The following is a 16,518-nucleotide window of genomic DNA, read 5'->3' on the forward strand; positions in this document are numbered from 1 at the left end:
GACTCTCCGGTTCTGTCGTGGCTCGGAGTCGTCCTGGCTCAGTTCCCTTCTATGCCGCCCGGCCCGGCTGTCAAGCCAGCAACGGGCGACCAACGGCATCAAAAAAGGGCGGATCGCCGGGATCCGCCCTTCTCTGCCGGGGATGCTGATCGGGCTATTCGGCGCGGCGGCCGACTTCGTTGAGTTCGGCGTCCAACTCGATGTCGAACTGGTTGCCGCCTTCGCAGATCACGTCGTCGAGTTCGTAACCCTCGTCCTCGACCTCGATGTCATCGGGATCCATCTGGCATTTCATTTCTTCCAGCATGGCCATGATCTTGCCGACCGTTTCGTCGTCGATGTCCTCATGCGCATCGGCAAAAGCCGGCGCGGCAAAGGCCATCATCACGACCGCGGCTACTGTGAATTTCATCCTGTTTCCTCCTACTGGATATTGAAGGTGACCTTCTGCGCGTCACCTGTCGAACCGGGAATGCGTAGCACGTGACTACCCGGCTTGATCGCCACGAATGAGAGTTCTGCGGTGCCGGCCGCATCGAATTCCAGACTGTCGATTGCCATCGGCCGGATTTCGATCTGGTTGATGACGATTTCATTCATCCAGATCGCACGGAAGAAATCGGGACCATTTAGCGCCAGTTCGGCGGAGCCGTCGGCTGTGATGAACAGCTTGTAGTAGGCCCCTGACTGCAGCATGTAGGTGCCCTCTTCCGAGAGCGCCTGACCGGAGGCAAGTGTCAGTTCGATCGGCTCACCCCGGTTGCAGGAGGCCAGCAGCCCGGCGAAGCCGAGATCATCGCACAACGGCGCCGCAATCACTGGACCGGCAAACAGAGCCGCGCACGCTGCGGCAAAAACACGCTTCATTTCCAATTCCTTCCCTGTCTTTCTTCATTCAGGTGCGACGACCACACCCCACGGTTGCTGGCCGACCTGTATGGATCTCACGGCCTCCAGAGTCTCCACGTCGATGACGGTAATGTCGTTGGAGTTGCCGTTCGTGGTGATAAGGTATTTCTCATCGGGCGTGAAGTCGAGTTGCCAGACGCGCTGGCCGACGAGAATGTACTCCTTAATCTCGAACGTCTCGACATCCACGGCCGCCACGCGGTTGGCCGGGCCCAGCGCCACGAACAGGGTCTTGCCATCGGAAGTCACCTTTGCGCCCACCGGCTGCAACCATTCCGGCTGCAAACCCGCCACCTCGAACCCGATCTTGTGCACCAGTTCCGGCGCTTCCCCGGTCATGTCGATCACCGACACGGTGCCCCCGATCTCCGACGTCACAAACAGCTTGCTGCCGTCGGCGGTGAACTGCGCGTAACGCGGCCGCTGATCGACGAGGATGTTGTGCTTGATGGCGTAGTCCGATGTGTCGATGAAATGCGCCATGTTCGTGGTCTCGGAGGTGTTGACCACCCATCTGGTGTCCGGGCTTATTCCCATACCCTCCGGCTCCACCCCGACGGGCACCTCGGCAAGCACGGTATGGCTCTCGGTGTCGACGACCGTGACGAGGTTATCATCCTCGTTGGCAATGTAGAGAGGGTTGCCCGACGGATGAAGCACGAACAATTCCGGGTCAGGGCCGGAAGGTAATGTGTAAAGCTCTTCAAAGGTCTCTGTGTCAAACACCCTCACCAGATCATCATCGGAGGCGCAGACATAGAGCAGCTTGCCATCCGGGCTCATGGTGATACCTCGCGGCCGGTTTCCGGCCGGAAACTCGGTGATCGGCTCCCATGTGTCACTGTCGACCACGGTCACCGTGTTCCCGCGCTCGTTGGAAACGAATATCTTGTTTGCCTGTGCCGGCATGGCCAGCGCCGTAAGACAAAGGGCAAGTGCGGTGAACTTCATGGGTAACCTCATTGACTGAAAGCGGTACATGCGGACTCCGGGCGGTCGAGGCCCAGCGTATCGAGCACTGACGACTGGTGCAGGAACCCCTCCTGCGGCGAGACGCTCACCGTCATTCGACCGTTCGAGAGCAGAATTGGCTGGCGCAACTGGCCATTCCAGTCGCGGAACGTCAGCGGTACGCCCTTGAAGGCGGCGATTTCGAAATCGGGACCAAGCAGGTAATCCCGCAGGGCGGACGGTTCGGCCGTACCAATCCGCGTCACCGCCTCGCCCACCACCCGCAGCGCCAGCCACACCTGATAGTCCTCGTCGCGCATCGGCCGGGACGCGAGAGCCTCGAACCGGCGCTGGATCTGTGTCGCTCCCCAGCTTTCATGCGTGGCGGACCACGTCACGGGCCGCAGCCCGGCGGAGCCTGCTACCGGCGCGGCATCCCACAGGTGATAGGGCAGATACTCGGCGAACACGTCGCTGGCATCGGCGGCCACAACGACATCGTGATCAGAAGCACCTTGGGTAAAGGTCGGCATCTGCCGCTGCACCAGGACATGACCCGAGTCCGAAACACGGGATCCGCCTGTATCCTCGAAAATTCGTTCCTCGACCAGCCGCGCCCCGAACTTGTCGGCGGCCGCGGCATAGGCCTGCGCAAGTGCCAGATCATCCGGGTTGGAACCACCGATCAGGAACCAGTCCGTCCATTTTTTCCAGACGAGAAACTGGGCGACAGCATCGGCCCTCATGCCGGCGCTCGGTGCAACATGCAGAACGTTTGCGCGGCACGCCTCGGACCGCAGGTTGCTGTCCTCCGCAAGTGCATTCAGTATCAGCGCGTCGTCGGGTGCTGCATCCGCGAGCGCCAGCAGATCGTCGCTCTCGGCCATCACCACGAACAGACGCACCCCATCGGCCAACAGTGCCTCGAAGCGGTCGACCATAGCATCGGGCGAAACAGGGACCATCTCCGTCACATAGAGATGGCCCATGAACTGTCCGGTGGTGGAGTTGTCTTCCGTCGCCAGAGACGCGCCGGCAAAGCCAAGATCGTCGGTAGGCAGATCGAGGCGGGAAAGGGGAAGGAGCGAGGGGTAGTCGACCCGGAGGACGGCTGCCTTGATTTCCAACGCGTTGGCGGGGAGATGCACAAGAAAGCTTGTGAGGATCGACAGCAATAGTGCCCTTGCTGCAAACAGGCAGCTCTTGCCAGTAACGATCCGAAGCCTTTTCGGCACGTTGAAATCCCCCTCATGCGTCCTTCCCGTAAAGAGCTAGCACGCAGATGGCTGGGCGTGCCTCCCAAAAGGGACCGGGAAGATACGGCAGGACGATTGCCAATTGTTCCCAAATCTGTGCGAAGCAATCGACGGCGGGCGAACGTGGGGTTACGATCGCGCGACAAGGGAAAGGCGCGACAGTGTTCAGGCGGATCACACTCAAATGGCAGGTCGTTCTGTGCATCGGCCTTGTGCAACTCGCGGCTCTCGCGGTCTGTGCCACCATCTTGGTGTCGAACGCTCGCGACGCCGTGCGGGTGGAGGTCGCAGCCGGGGAACGCAGCGCCCGCGCGCTGATCCTCGCCACTCTCGGCTCCGCCCTGCAGGACGCACCGCCGGGCGAGGTCATGGTCCGGCTCGCCGACATCCTCGTACAACCGCGCCACGTGCAACTGGCACTCGTCAGCGCCCGCGACGGTGTACTCAGCGTTCGCGAGATCGGTGATGACGTCAACGATACGATGGTGCCGGAGTGGTTTCGCAACCTCGTGATGCCCGCCCTCCGTGAAACCCGCATCCCGGTACGTGCCGACGGCACCGAGTACGGATATGTGGCGATGACAACTTCGCCGGAAGACGAAATTGCCGAAGTCTGGCAGGATGTAGCCAGCCTGTTCTGGATCTTTGCACTCGCTGCCCTCATCTCCGCCGTCCTGCTCGCCCTGCTCGTCGCTCATGCCCTCAGCCCGCTGCAACGGTTGCGTACGGCTATGGATCAGTTGCGGCAGGGTGATTTTTCGGCCCGGATCAGCGGCCGTGAAGGCGCGGACCTCCTGCCGATCTTCGACGGTTTCGACGGACTCTCGCGAAGTCTACAGGCGGCAGAGCAGGAGCGTGCCACCCTTAGCCGCCGCATCGTCGAACTCGGGGACGCCGAGAGGCGCAACATTGCCATGGAACTGCATGATGAATTCGGCCCTTGCCTCTTCGGCCTGAAGGTCAAGTCTTCCTCCATCGCTCGCGCCGCCCGCACCCGCGGCGACGCCGGCCTGACGGAGGACGCTGATGCGATAATGTCCATCGTCAGCCAGATCCAGGCCTCCAACACCCGCCTGCTGACGACCCTGCGCCCCATGGCCATCGGCCAGTTGCCGTTGGCCGACGCGCTGCGCGACCTGTTCGACGCCTTCCGTACCACGCATCCCCGGGTCGACTGGCGGGTCCACCTGCCAGAGGATCTGCCCGAAACGCAGGAAATTTTCGATCTGACCGTCTACCGGTTCTTTCAGGAAGCCGCTACCAACGCCTTGCGCCACGGCAACCCGCAACGGGTCGAGGCAAAGGTCGAACACGTCGCAACGGGAACCACCGCGATGTTGCGGCTGAGCATGGAGGATGACGGCATCGGCATTGAGCATACAAGCAGCGAAGGCCGGGGCCTGACAGCGATGCGCGACAGGATCGGTGCGATCGGCGGCCAGTTGAGCATCGGCAGCACTGATATCGGCGGCACGCGCCTCGTCGTGGCCTTACCGATCGGCACCGTTGCAATCGCATCGCCACCGATGAGAGCAGTGACATGAAATCCGCCCTTGTGGTCGACGACCATCCCGTAACCCATATCGGCTGCGGCCAGCTGCTGCGCGAGGCGGGCTACGATCCGGTGCTGAAGGCGCTGACTGACAAGGAGGCGCTGACGGCGGCCGAGGCCCATGATCCGGACCTCATCGTCCTTGATCTCGGCATGCCCGGGCTCGGCGGCCTCAACCTGCTGGAACCACTGCTGCGCCGCGCACCAAACGCCCGTATCCTGATTTTCTCAATGAACGAACAGACTGCTTTCGTTTCCAAGGCACTCGCCGGTGGCGCTGCCGGCTACCTGACGAAGAACTCCGGCCCCGATGATTTCCTCGCCGCCGTCAGCGCACTGGAACAGGGCGAGATCTATCTTTCCCATGCCACTGCCCTTGCCGTCGCCACCACCCAGACCGGTGGCAGGGCGGACCCTCTCTCCTCGCTGACCTCGCGCGAACATCAGGTGCTGGTGCTTATCGGCAAGGGCAAAGATCTGCAGGGCATCGCCGACGACTTGCGCATCAGCTACAAAACAGCGGCCAATGCCTCATCCAGCCTCAAAAAGAAACTGGGTGTCCGCACGACGCCGGAGCTTATCCGTTACGCCATCAGTGTGGGCGCCTGAACGTATTGCCACCGGGCACGCGGCGTGACACGTCGCAACTGCCTAGCAATATGGCAATTTTTGCTTTCGTTTCCCCTCGAGTCAGGTTCCTCACGACCAGGGTTTTCAATCGGCCTTTAACTGACTAATAGACTCGGGAATAGATTCGAAGTCAGCCACTCCCCATTTTCCACGATCGGTGGAACCGGGTGCCAGCCAGCCGCGACAATCGTCCCAAAGATGGAATGCTGGTATGAATCCTGTCCTGTTGCGTGCAAACACCTGTGCCCCCGCCCCGCTCAATCCACGTCGTTTGCTGCTGACGCTGCTGGCGTGCACCGCGCTGGTTGCCCCAACCTCAGGCGTCGCCCAGGAAAATGACTATGATCTCGGAACGCTGCGGGTCGAAGGCGCGGATGATGATGCCAACTCCATCCTCGCAGGCTCCGTCACGTCCAGCAGCAAGACAAGCACCGATGTGCTCGACACTCCGGCGTCCGTATCGGTAGTGACGGAAAAGGAAATCGAGACACGCAAGGCCAGCAACCTTCAGGAAATTCTCGCCTACACCGCCGGTGTCCATGTCGACGAATTCGGCGCCGACGACCGATATGACTATTTCCGCATTCGCGGCTTCGACCAGCTTTCCATGGGCACATACCGCGACGGTCTTCCCGTCCGCGGCTTCGGCTGGACGTTCTCTCGTCGCGAACCCTATGGTTTCGAGCGTGTGGAGGTTCTGAAGGGGTCGAATTCGTCCCTCTTCGGCCTCAACGCGCCCGGCGGTCTCGTCAACGGAGTTTCAAAAACGCCAAAGTCCCTCAGCTTCGGTGAGGTCTACACCTCCGTTGGCGAGGACCATGCCGAAATCGGCACGGATTTCGGCGGCCCCATCGGTGACAGCAGCAATCTCAGCTACCGACTGACGGCGAAGGTGCAGGACAGTGCGTATTCCTACGACAGTTCCGATGACGATCGCGTCTTCGTCGCCGGCGGTCTTTCCTGGCGGCCCAGCGACGCGACCGAACTCACTATTCTCGCCGACTACAACAAACGCGATGGCGTACCGGGCACCGGCTTCCCTACCGGCGTGGACGTGGACATCGACAGCTTCTTTGGCGAACCGGATTTCAATGCGTTCGACACGGAAGAATACAGTCTCGGCTACAAGTTCAGCCATAGCTTCGCCAATGGCCTGACCTTCCGCTCTACCGCCCGATACAGCGATCTTGACCTGACCTACGAGCAGGTCTACGGCGCATCCACCGATCCGACTGCACCGCGTTCGGCCTTTGCGGTCTACAGCGATGCCCGCCAGTTCGCCATCGACAACCAGCTGCAGTACGACACCAGTTTCGGAATGTTCGACAGCCGCACGCTGATCGGCGCGGAGTACACCTGGATCAAGGTAGAGGAAGAGGCACTCTTCGGCAGCGCTCCCGGAATCGACATTACCGATCCGACCTATTGCGGACGGGCCTGCGTCACCCTCGGTCCATACGTCGACTGGGTGCCGGAACAATCCACGCAATCCGTCTATCTTCAGGAAGAATTGACCATTGCCGACCGGTTCATAGCCACCGTTGGCGGCCGTTACGACTACGTGGACGTGACGGTCGGCTACCCGGCGACGGGAACGGAGGAGACGCGGGATTACACATCGTTCACGGTCCGCGCCGGCCTCACCTACAAGGTAACACCCGGCCTGTCCGTCTACGCCAATTACTCGGAGTCGTTCGAACCGAACATCTGGGCACTGGCGGAGGATCCGAAGGAGGGCACCCAGTACGAGATCGGTGTAAAGTACCGCCCTGAAAGCATGAATGCCCTTTTCAGCGCCGCGCTGTTCGACCTGACCCAGACCAACGTCAATACGTACGTCACGCCGGTGGTCCAGCGCCAGATCGGCAAGGTCGGTGTCCGCGGGCTGGAACTGGAAGGCAAGTTCGCGCTGTCCAGCAACCTGAACGTCACCGCCGCCTATTCCTACTGGGACGCCGAAATCCTCGAGGACGGCATCGTCGGCAACGAGGGCAACCGTCCTTCCCGCGTGCCTCAGCACATCGGTTCCATCTGGGCCGATTACACGCTGCCGGGCGACAACCGCCGTGGCGACATGACCTTCGGCGCCGGGGTCCGGTATGTCGGCGCTACCTACGGCGACGATGCCAACACTGTGGAAGTTGACGGCTACACGCTGGTCGATGCCGCATTCAACTATCAGATGACGGAAAGCGTGGGCCTGGGTCTCAACGTCACCAACCTGTTCGACACCGAGTACCGCACCTCCTCCTATTTCGGCACCGACTATTATGGCGACGGTCGCAAGCTGACGGCGACGCTGCGCTACGACTGGTGAGCACCGTCGCTTTCGAGCCACCCGTGAAGAAGGGAAGCAAATGACGTCCGAGTTTTCCAGATCAGGCGCCACGGCCAGCAGGCGGCAGTTTATCGCCGGCGCAGCCGCCACGCTGGCAGCGCCGGCAGTGTTCGCTGCGGGAACCGAGCTTCGCTTCACCCACGCTTACGGTGAATCAGTGCTGGCCAAACCGGCGGAGCGTGTCGCCTCCATCGGTTACAACACCCACGATACCGTGCTGGCTCTCGGCACCGTGCCAGTGGGTCTGCGCTACTGGTACGGCGACTATCCGCACGGGGTCTGGCCGTGGGCACAGGATGCACTCGGCGACGGTGAACCCGTGCTGATGCGCGGCGAGGTTTCCATGGAAATTATCGCCGGCCTCGCACCCGATGTGATCGTCGCCGCCGGTTCCGGCATTTCGGAAGCCGAGTACGCCCTGCTCTCGCAGATCGCCCCGGTCCTGATGCAGGAGCCCCAATACACCACCTTTGGCAGTCCATGGCAGGCCGAAACCCGGATGATCGGGCGCGCGCTCGGGCGGCCGGACCGCGCCGAACAGCTGATACAGGGTCTGGAAGCAGCGTTCAGCGACATCAAGGCTCGCCACCCCGACTGGTCCGGAAAGACCGCCGCCGCCGCATGGCACGCCAGCGGCCAGACGGGCGCGTTTGCAGCCGAGGACACCCGCGCCCGGTTCCTCGCCGAACTCGGATTCGTGCCGACCCGGAAACTGCTGGAACTGCCCACCATCGACGGTTTCTACACCACACTCTCTCCCGAGGATCTCTCGCCTATCGACGCCGACCTTCTCGTCTGGATCTCATCCCTTGAGACCGCACCGGACATCGCCGCGCTCGCCATGCGGCGCACCCTCGACGCGCATGTCGAGGGCCGCGAGGTCTTTGCCGACCAACTCATATCCGGCGCCCTCTCGTTCGGTACCATCCTGTCGCTGCCCTTTGCGCTGGCGGAATTGGAGGAACCGATCGCGCTGGCTCTCGACGGTGATCCGGCAACAATCGTGCCATCCTCGCAGAAGGCCGGACTGCTACCGTGAGCCGTCTGCTCTGGATAGCCTGCGCCTGTCTCGCGATGATGATAATTTCGCTCACGGTGGGGTTTCGCCAGATTGCGCCCGCTGTCTACTTCGATGTCCTAAATACCTACGATCCCACCGATCCTGCCCATGTCACCCTTGCCAGCATCCGCCTGCCCCGTCTTGCCGCCGGGCTCATTGCCGGGGCGGCGCTCGGTGTCGCGGGTACGGTCATGCAGGCAATCACCCGCAACCCGTTGGCCGATCCCGGCATCCTCGGTGTCAATGCCGGGGCGGCGTTCTTCCTTCTCCTGGGCACCACAATCCTCGGGCGCGCGGACGAGGCGATCGTTGCCACCCTGGCCTTCCCCGGTGCCGCCCTCGCCTCCGCGGCCGTCTTCGCGCTTGGCGGTGGCCTGCGCGGTGATGTGGGGCCGGTGCGGCTGACACTGGCAGGCGCGGCGCTGAACGCCCTTCTGCTCTCGCTCGTCACCGGCATCGTTCTGGTCCGGCAGGACTCGCTCGATGTCTTCCGCTTCTGGGTTGCCGGCTCTCTGACGCAGGCCACCACCCGCCCGCTGCTGGAAATGGCAATGGTCGCCTGCGCCGGCGGGCTGCTGGCACTGGCCGTTGCCCCGCAGATCGAGGCCCTTTCCCACGGCAAGGAAATGTCGCGCGGCCTCGGCACCCGTCCGGGCCGGGTACAGGCCGCCGCCCTGCTGATCGTCACCATGACAACCGGCGCCGCCGTTGCCGTCGCAGGCCCACTCGCTTTTCTCGGGCTGATGGTGCCACCGCTTGCCCGCCTGCTCGTCGGCCACAGGATGCGGGCCGAACTTGTCGCCGCCGCGCTGCTTGGCGCCACCATTCTGCTCGGAGCCGACACGCTCGGGCGGCTACTACTCGCGCCGTCTGAGATCCGCGCGGGTGTCATGACGGCGCTGCTCGGAGGCCCGGTCTTCCTCTGGCTCGCCCGTCGCATCCGTCCCGGTGCCACGACATGAGAGCCGCGCTCCTCTTACCACTGCTTTTGCTCGTCGCCACCGTTACCGCGCTGATGTCCGGGCAGGCCTCGATTGGGCTGCCGCTCCTCTGGGAAGGGCTGGTGACAGGCGAAGGCCCGGGCGCACTGATGCTCGACACCATCCGCGGCCCGCGCGTCGCCACCGCGATCGGCGCGGGGGGCGTCCTCGGCCTCTCCGGCTTCATCTTTCAGACGTTGTTTCGCAACCCGCTCGCATCACCAGACATTCTCGGCTTTACGCCCGGTGCCGGCCTCGCAATCGTCGCCGCCATCACTTTCCATCTGAATGTGCCGATGCCACTTGTCTCCGCGGCGGGCGGCATCGCCGCCGCCCTGCTGGTCGCGCTGCTCGCCATCCGCCGCGGCCACGAGACCCCGCCGCTGACGCTCATCCTCGTGGGGCTCGGCGTCGGCTTTTTCAGTTCCGCCTTTTCCACCTTCGTCATGACGGTCCTTCCCCACAGCGAAGCCGCCGAGGCACAGCGCTGGCTCACCGGTTCGCTTGCCGCGCGCGACTGGGGCCATGTCGCCCAGGTCTGGTGGCCCGGCCTCCTGCTGGTGCTGCTGGCCATTGCCCAGGCTCGCAACCTCGCCGGGCTGGAACTCGGCAACGATCTCGCCTCCGGCCTCGGCCTGCGCACCGAAACCGTACTCTGGCTGCTCGCCGTCACCGGCGTCCTGCTCGCAGCCACCGGTGTCGCGGTCGCCGGACCGGTTCCATTTGTTGCACTCATGGCCGGCCCGCTCGGCATCCGGATTACCGGTGCCCGCACGCATACCAGCCGCATGCTCGCCGCGGCGGGCACCGGCGCGCTGGTGCTGACCCTCGCCGATCTCGCGGCACGGACCGCCCTGCCCGGCATCGTCCTGCCCGCCGGCGTCATGACCGGCATCCTCGGCGCACCGTATCTTCTGTGGCGCCTGTCGCGGGAAATGGAGAAAGGAACACTATGAGCCTGACAGCGGAAGCTCTCTCGCTGGGATACGGCAGCCGCCAGGTCATCAATGGTCTCGACCTCGCGTTGCCGGAAGGCCGGATGACGGCGATCCTAGGGCCCAACGGCTGCGGAAAATCCACCCTGCTGCGGGCGCTGGCACGACTGATCCGCCCGCAGGCCGGTCGCATCCTTCTCGACGAAAACGATATCCACCGCTCCAACACCCGCCTCCTGGCACGCCGCATGGCCATCCTGCCGCAATCGCCGCTGGCGCCCGAAGGCATCACGGTTGGCGATCTCGTTCGCAGAGGCCGGATCCCATGGCGCGGTTTTCTCAGCCCGTGGAGCAGGACAGACGCGGAGGCCTGCGCCGATGCGCTCGCCGCCGTCGGCATGACCGAACTTGCAGATCGTGATCTCGGGGAACTCTCGGGCGGCCAGCGGCAGCGCACATGGCTGGCCCTCGTCCTTGCGCAGACAACGCCGATGCTGCTGCTCGATGAGCCGACGACCTTCCTCGACCTCGTCCACCAGATCGATGTCCTCACCCTCCTGCGCAAGCGCAACGTGGAAACGGGCACCACGGTGATCAGCGTGCTTCATGATCTCAACCTTGCTGCCCGGTTCAACGATAAGCTCGTCCTGCTCGGCCCGGCCGGACTGGTAGCCAGCGGACCCCCAGCGGAGGTTCTGACAAAGGCCAATCTGCACACCGCCTTCGGCCTCCGGGCCGAGGTGCTGCCAGACCCGGTCACCGCCAACCCAATGGTTTTCCCGCTATGACCCTTCAGCCAGCCGGCAAGGAGACGATCATGCCTGCGTCCGTCATCTCTCAGGCCAGTTACCAAGGGCCGTTGCCCGACGGCCTTCTGGCCCACCTCGAAGAACATATCGTCGAGTTCGGCGTCCCGGTGCAGCAGGTTGCGGGCGGTCTGCATGTCACCTTCGGCACTACCTCGGTGGATCTGCGCCTCGGCGACAGCGCCATCGACGTAAAAATTTCAGCCGCGGATGAGATCGGGCTCTACCAGATGCGCGAAAGCGTTTGCCATTTGCTGGACCACGTTTTCCCGGAGAGCACTGGCCAGATGGCATGGCAGGGGGCGGAGCTTACGTCCCGCCGGCCGCCGAACTTTCAGCTTGCGCAGGTCAGATCCGTCGCGCCGCATGGCGCCAGCTTCCTGCGGGTGGAACTGCAATGCGAGAACCTTGTCGCCCTTGCCAGCGGACCGATGCACTTCTCGCTGCTTCTGCCACCCGCCGAACGAGCGGCCCACTGGCCGGAGATCAATGACAAGGGACGCACCATTTGGCCCGAGGGGCGAGATGCAATCCATCGCGCCGCCTACACCTTCGTCAGTCTCGATGCTGCCAGCAATTGTTTTACCTTCGATGTCTTCGTGCACGAGGGCGGACGTACCACCACATGGGCCCGCTCTGCCACCTGCGGAGAGACCGTGGGCATCATGGGCCCCGGCGGCGGCGATTTCCCCCCCGGCGACACGCTGATCATGGCCGGCGACGAAACCGCCCTGCCCGCGATCCGCCGCATCCTCGAAAATTCGGACGCGTCCCGCCGTGGCACCGTCTATATCGAGATCGGCAATCCGTGCGACGCCTGCCCGCTCAAAGCCCCGGCAGGCATTGATATCCACTGGTGCATTCGCGGCGAGGATAGCCTGCAAGAGCGCTTGTTCTCTCACCCGGTTTCCACCTCTTCGGAAGGCGTCTTCGTATGGGTCGCCGCAGAACAGAGCCTGATCCGCGAAGCCAAGGCGCATTTCCGCGACAAGCTGAAACTCGACCGGGCGCAATGCTATCTGGCCAGCTACTGGAGCGCATGAAATAATGCCCGGGTCAGAAGGGAGTGACACAGATGCCGACCGCAAAGCTCCGCGAACTCGGAACCTTTCCGACGGCCAATGCCGGCAAGTATATTCAGCAACTGTGCAAACACTTCGCGCACAAGGTCGAAGTCACCTGGGATGAGACAAGCGGCACCGCCGCCCTGCCGTCAGGGCCAGCTACGCTGACAGCGACCGAAACCGAACTGATGGTGGAAATAACAGCGGCGGACGCCGAGGGCCTGCAACGCGCCCGCTATGTCATCGACAGCCACATGGAACGCTTTGCCTTCCGCGAGGCCTTCAAGACGATGGATTGGCGAAAAGGCTGATAAGATTTGATCGACGCAACCGGGGCGCAACCAGCAGTCGCGCCCCGAAGTCCTTTCAGAACCGCATGTTCGCCGTCAGCGACAGCGTCCGTCCCGGTTCCGGCAACGGGACGACCCTCGGACTGTCGATACCGTCAGCAAAACGGCTGGCATAGGTCTCATGGAACACGTTGCGTACATCGAAACGCACTTCCATGTTCGGCAGGAACGAAGGCGTGTATGCGGCATAAAGATTCAACACCTCGTATCCCGGCAGATCAACCAACCCCTCGTTGTTGTCGAAGGCGATCTCCGCTGTCCCACCGATGCGCACCTGTTCGTTAAGGCTGTGCCCGGCCTCGAGCGCCACGATATGCCCGGCCGGGCGCCCGACGTAGTAGGCCGTCGAGGAAATCAACTCGTCTTCCACCTCGACATCGGCGTAGGTGTAATTCACGCGGGCAAAACCATTGCCCCAGTCGTATCCGAGCGAGGCATCGACCCCTTTGGAAACAAGGTCGAACTGGAAACCACGATCGCCAGCCTCCGGCAACACGGCGTTCAAGCCATTGATTTCAGTGTAAAATAGCGCCGTGCTGACATCCCAGCCCCCTGTCTCATAACGCAAACCCACGCGCGCAGCATTGGCGCGGGATGTCGTCAGCCCGTCGTACGTCCAGGGGGCGCCGAAATTCACCAGCGCCGCCTCCCCGAGTTCGTAGCCACCCCAGGTGGAAGCGACGCCGACATTGAAACTCAGGCCTTCGGTCAGCTTGTAGTCCAGCGCCGCATTGCCACTGATGCCGGCACTCTCGAAGGTCGAGCCATCCGCCGCCTCGAACCTCTGGAAATCCGCGCGCGCGCCGTAGGAGACGGAAAGCCGCCCGGTCAGATCCTGCCGTGCCTGCGCGAAGACACCGATATCATACAGAACTTCCTCGCCGGAACTGTCGAACGGCCCGGGACCGCGCCCCTCGCCCTCCGCCGTTTCGCGGAAGAAGTCGATACCGGTCGAGACCATGCCGCTGGCAACGCTCCAGTCGTTTTTGAACACACCGCTCAGGCTTGTGTTGGTGCCTGTCACGCCGACAACGTCGATTTCCTGTTCGTTGTAGCTCAACTGCGCTGTCGGTGCGAACCAGCCCTCCGGTTTCTCGTCGGTGTAGGTCAACGTGAAGGACTTGCGCCGTGACAGCGCCGCAATGCTCTCACTCGTCGCACCCACGACCTCGCGGAAATCGGGCCGTGAAATCAATATTCCGCCCGGCCCCGCCTGAGCAGAGCGCCGGCCATTGTCCTCGGTCTGCGACGCCGAGAACGACAGCCTTTCTCCACCCTGCGCCGTAAACGCCAGCTTGACCATGTAATCCGTCAGGTCCGCTTCCGTGCCCGGCACCTCGATGCCGTCACCATCCTCGTAATCATCGCTGATATGGCGGGTACCGCTCAGCAGCCATTCGAACCCACCGGTCTGTCCGAACAATGCCAGCGTGCTCCGAAGTGCCACGCCGTTGTCCGATCCGGAGATGGAGGCAAATCCACCGAAGGGATCGCCGGGGTCGAGAAAATCGCGCGCGTCCTTTGTCTCATAGGCAAGGGAGCCCGCCAGCGCACCCGCGCCCGCACCGGAATCGGCGGGTGCTATCCCCTCGCTGACTTCCACAGACTTCAGCATCGCGGGATCGAGCAGGACGTTCCCTGTATGGTGAAAGGCCGACTTGTTCTGTCGCGCTCCGTCGATGGTCACAGACAGCAGGCTCTCCTCGAGACCATTCACGTAAACTTTCTGGGCAATACTTGCCCCGCCACTGGCCTTCACGGAGGATTCCCCGGCAAACACATCCTTCGTGGTCACAGGATTGCGGTTCTCGATGTCCTCCTCGTCGATGACCTCGTTCCCGAGCACCGACTGCGCGCCCGTCGATTCGATTCGCAACGTTCCCAGATCCACGGCATTCTGTGCCTGTACCGCCGTCGGCAATACGGCCAGACACGCCGGCAGAAGCAGGTAACCCCCACGCAACTTTTCCATAATTTTCCCCTGATCAATGGCGCTTGCTGGATGGCACGTCAGGGACGTGTGGTCTGGCTGTGGCCGCACACATTTTCACGCATCCGTTACCTTACTAATTTAGTCAAATCAACGCGCCGCCTTAGCCTGTTTCGTGCCAGTTGCCAAAATGAACCGTTTTCGACACCGATACGGGGTTTCCATCACCAAATAAGTTGATAAAAGGAATCGGGATTTATCCTGACAAGTAAAGTCAACAATGATGAAAAACCACGCACTTCCATCCCGGGCGAGCCGCATTTGCGGTGCCGCCGTCTTCGCCGCCGTCAGTTGCGCCCTGCCCGCCCACGCACAGGACGACACGTCCGGCGGGACATTGTTGATCGAACTCAACACCGTCAGCGACAACAACGGCAACTGCCGTATGACCTTCATGGCTCAGAACCAGTACGAAACGGAGATTGAGCAAGCCGTATTCGAAACCGTCATCCTCACCACTACCGGTGAAGTCGCGCGTCTTTCGCTCTTCGATTTCCAGTCGCTGCCGGCCGCCAAGCCGCGTGTCCGTCAGTTCGACCTCGCTGACATGGCCTGCGCCGACATCGGCCGCGTCCTCATCAACGGCACCGCCACCTGCACTGTGGAAGGCGCTGCCTCCGACGCCTGCGAAACCGGTCTCGAGCTCAAGAGCCGCATCGACGTGGAACTGCTCGGATGAATGCTTTCACCGACATCACCGAAGTTCTCCGCCGCATAATTGATCTCGGTGGCCCGGTCGTCGCCATCCTCATCGGCATGTCGGTCATCACCGGCGCCGTGACCCTCTATAAGCTCTGGCAGTACCGCGCCGCCGGCGTAGGCCGCCATCTCGTGCTATCCGAGGCCATGGGCATCTGGGATTCCGGCGAGGCCCGCGCCGCCAGCCGCCGGCTGGACGACAGTCGCAGCTACCTGGCGCCGATGATCGCGTCTGCCATGCGCGGCAAGGGCGGCAAGCATCTGCCCGACCGTCTCACCGCCGAAGCCGGCGCCGCGTTCGAAAGGCTGGAAAGCGGTTTCCGCATTCTCGACAGCATCGCCCAGCTTGCCCCCCTGCTCGGCCTTTTCGGAACCGTGCTCGGCATGATCGACGCCTTTCAGGCGTTGCAGAATGCCGGCAGTTCCGTCGATCCGTCAATTCTCGCCGGCGGCATCTGGGTGGCGCTCATGACCACCGCCGTCGGTCTTGCCGTCGCCATGCCCACCTCGCTCATCCTGACGTGGTTCGAAAGCCGCATGGCCAAGGAACGCGCCTTCGCGGAACTCGCCCTCAGCACCATCCTGGCCCCACGCGGCGAGGCGCAGACGGCAGAGGTGCCCGCAGGTGTACCCGCCTATGCCGGCTAGCAAACCCTTTCAGCGCCGCCGCCTGTCGATGACGCCGCTGATCGACGTCATCTTCCTTCTGCTGCTCTTCTTCATGCTGTCCTCGACCTTCTCAAAATTCGGCGAGATCGAGTTGACCCATGCCGCAGCGGGTGCCGGCACGCAGGCGGAAAAGCCGTGGTTTCTGCAACTGTCAGAGGATGGGCTGCGGCTCAACGGTGCCGACACTCCGCTGGAGGCAGTGGCCGAGACTGTTGACACCGGCATCATCCTCGTCAGCCTCGCCGCCGGGACATCTTCCCAGCGACTTGTTGATTTGCTCGCGCAGCTGCGCGGCAAACCCGGCCTCAGCGTCACAGTTCTGGAATAGC

17 protein-coding genes are annotated in these 16,518 nt (G+C 62.8%); 12 read left to right on the forward strand and 5 right to left on the reverse strand.

Annotation, left to right across the window (positions count from 1 at the left end; all coding sequences use genetic code 11):
* Positions 1 to 154: 154 nt before the first annotated feature.
* Genes GO499_RS07925 through GO499_RS07940 form a run of 4 tightly spaced genes read right to left on the reverse strand, consistent with a single transcriptional unit; the run spans position 155 to position 3,095 of the window.
* Positions 155 to 412: a PepSY domain-containing protein gene (locus GO499_RS07925; RefSeq protein ID WP_161861696.1), complete on the reverse strand. Its 258-nt coding sequence runs from the start codon at positions 410 to 412 to the stop codon at positions 155 to 157.
* A gap of 11 nt (positions 413 to 423) precedes the next feature.
* Positions 424 to 867 (reverse strand): cupredoxin domain-containing protein, encoded by a 444-nt coding sequence (locus GO499_RS07930; protein ID WP_161861697.1) that lies wholly within the window; start codon positions 865 to 867, stop codon positions 424 to 426.
* Between the two features lie 24 nt (positions 868 to 891).
* Positions 892 to 1,860 carry a YVTN family beta-propeller repeat protein gene (locus GO499_RS07935; RefSeq protein WP_161861698.1) on the reverse strand — a complete coding sequence of 323 codons (969 nt, stop codon included), beginning with the start codon at positions 1,858 to 1,860 and terminating at the stop codon, positions 892 to 894.
* An 8-nt stretch (positions 1,861 to 1,868) separates the two neighbouring features.
* Positions 1,869 to 3,095, reverse strand: a complete 1,227-nt coding sequence (locus GO499_RS07940) for an ABC transporter substrate-binding protein (RefSeq protein WP_431309888.1) — start codon at positions 3,093 to 3,095, stop codon at positions 1,869 to 1,871.
* A gap of 182 nt (positions 3,096 to 3,277) precedes the next feature.
* Between GO499_RS07940 and GO499_RS07945 the strand changes: the two genes are divergently transcribed.
* From GO499_RS07945 to GO499_RS07985, 9 genes are all read left to right on the forward strand, one after another.
* The gene (locus GO499_RS07945; protein WP_161861699.1) at positions 3,278 to 4,660 is read left to right on the forward strand and encodes a histidine kinase; all 1,383 of its coding nucleotides are present in this window, start codon (positions 3,278 to 3,280) and stop codon (positions 4,658 to 4,660) included.
* On the forward strand, positions 4,657 to 5,277 hold the full coding sequence (locus GO499_RS07950; RefSeq protein ID WP_161861700.1) for a response regulator: 621 nt from the start codon (positions 4,657 to 4,659) through the stop codon (positions 5,275 to 5,277). Before GO499_RS07945 ends, GO499_RS07950 begins: the two co-directional genes overlap by 4 nt.
* A gap of 232 nt (positions 5,278 to 5,509) precedes the next feature.
* Positions 5,510 to 7,615 (forward strand): TonB-dependent siderophore receptor, encoded by a 2,106-nt coding sequence (locus GO499_RS07955; protein ID WP_161861701.1) that lies wholly within the window; start codon positions 5,510 to 5,512, stop codon positions 7,613 to 7,615.
* Positions 7,616 to 7,655: 40 nt separating this feature from the next.
* Positions 7,656 to 8,675, forward strand: a complete 1,020-nt coding sequence (locus GO499_RS07960) for an ABC transporter substrate-binding protein (protein WP_161861702.1) — start codon at positions 7,656 to 7,658, stop codon at positions 8,673 to 8,675.
* The gene (locus GO499_RS07965; RefSeq protein WP_161861703.1) at positions 8,672 to 9,658 is read left to right on the forward strand and encodes a FecCD family ABC transporter permease; all 987 of its coding nucleotides are present in this window, start codon (positions 8,672 to 8,674) and stop codon (positions 9,656 to 9,658) included. The genes GO499_RS07960 and GO499_RS07965 overlap by 4 nt, the downstream gene beginning before the upstream one ends.
* Positions 9,655 to 10,632: a FecCD family ABC transporter permease gene (locus GO499_RS07970; RefSeq protein ID WP_161861704.1), complete on the forward strand. Its 978-nt coding sequence runs from the start codon at positions 9,655 to 9,657 to the stop codon at positions 10,630 to 10,632. Before GO499_RS07965 ends, GO499_RS07970 begins: the two co-directional genes overlap by 4 nt.
* On the forward strand, positions 10,629 to 11,399 hold the full coding sequence (locus GO499_RS07975) for an ABC transporter ATP-binding protein (RefSeq protein WP_161861705.1): 771 nt from the start codon (positions 10,629 to 10,631) through the stop codon (positions 11,397 to 11,399). Before GO499_RS07970 ends, GO499_RS07975 begins: the two co-directional genes overlap by 4 nt.
* Positions 11,400 to 11,428: 29 nt before the next feature.
* Positions 11,429 to 12,460 (forward strand): siderophore-interacting protein, encoded by a 1,032-nt coding sequence (locus GO499_RS07980; protein ID WP_161861706.1) that lies wholly within the window; start codon positions 11,429 to 11,431, stop codon positions 12,458 to 12,460.
* Between the two features lie 32 nt (positions 12,461 to 12,492).
* Positions 12,493 to 12,792: a DUF2218 domain-containing protein gene (locus tag GO499_RS07985; protein WP_161861707.1), complete on the forward strand. Its 300-nt coding sequence runs from the start codon at positions 12,493 to 12,495 to the stop codon at positions 12,790 to 12,792.
* Between the two features lie 55 nt (positions 12,793 to 12,847).
* On the opposite strand, the gene GO499_RS07990 is transcribed toward GO499_RS07985, so the two are convergent.
* Positions 12,848 to 14,803 carry a TonB-dependent receptor domain-containing protein gene (locus tag GO499_RS07990; protein WP_161861708.1) on the reverse strand — a complete coding sequence of 652 codons (1,956 nt, stop codon included), beginning with the start codon at positions 14,801 to 14,803 and terminating at the stop codon, positions 12,848 to 12,850.
* A 238-nt stretch (positions 14,804 to 15,041) separates the two neighbouring features.
* Between GO499_RS07990 and GO499_RS07995 the strand changes: the two genes are divergently transcribed.
* From GO499_RS07995 to GO499_RS08005, 3 genes are read left to right on the forward strand one after another with little or no spacing between them, the layout of a single operon-like run.
* Positions 15,042 to 15,500, forward strand: coding sequence for a hypothetical protein (locus tag GO499_RS07995; protein ID WP_161861709.1), 459 nt, complete (start codon positions 15,042 to 15,044; stop codon positions 15,498 to 15,500).
* The gene (locus GO499_RS08000; RefSeq protein WP_161861710.1) at positions 15,497 to 16,168 is read left to right on the forward strand and encodes a MotA/TolQ/ExbB proton channel family protein; all 672 of its coding nucleotides are present in this window, start codon (positions 15,497 to 15,499) and stop codon (positions 16,166 to 16,168) included. Before GO499_RS07995 ends, GO499_RS08000 begins: the two co-directional genes overlap by 4 nt.
* Complete coding sequence (locus GO499_RS08005) at positions 16,158 to 16,517, forward strand: biopolymer transporter ExbD (RefSeq protein ID WP_284154932.1); 360 nt, start codon at positions 16,158 to 16,160, stop codon at positions 16,515 to 16,517. Before GO499_RS08000 ends, GO499_RS08005 begins: the two co-directional genes overlap by 11 nt.
* Position 16,518 lies beyond the last annotated feature (1 nt).

The sequence above is a fragment of the Algicella marina genome (genome assembly GCF_009931615.1).
Lineage (GTDB): Bacteria > Pseudomonadota > Alphaproteobacteria > Rhodobacterales > Rhodobacteraceae > Algicella > Algicella marina.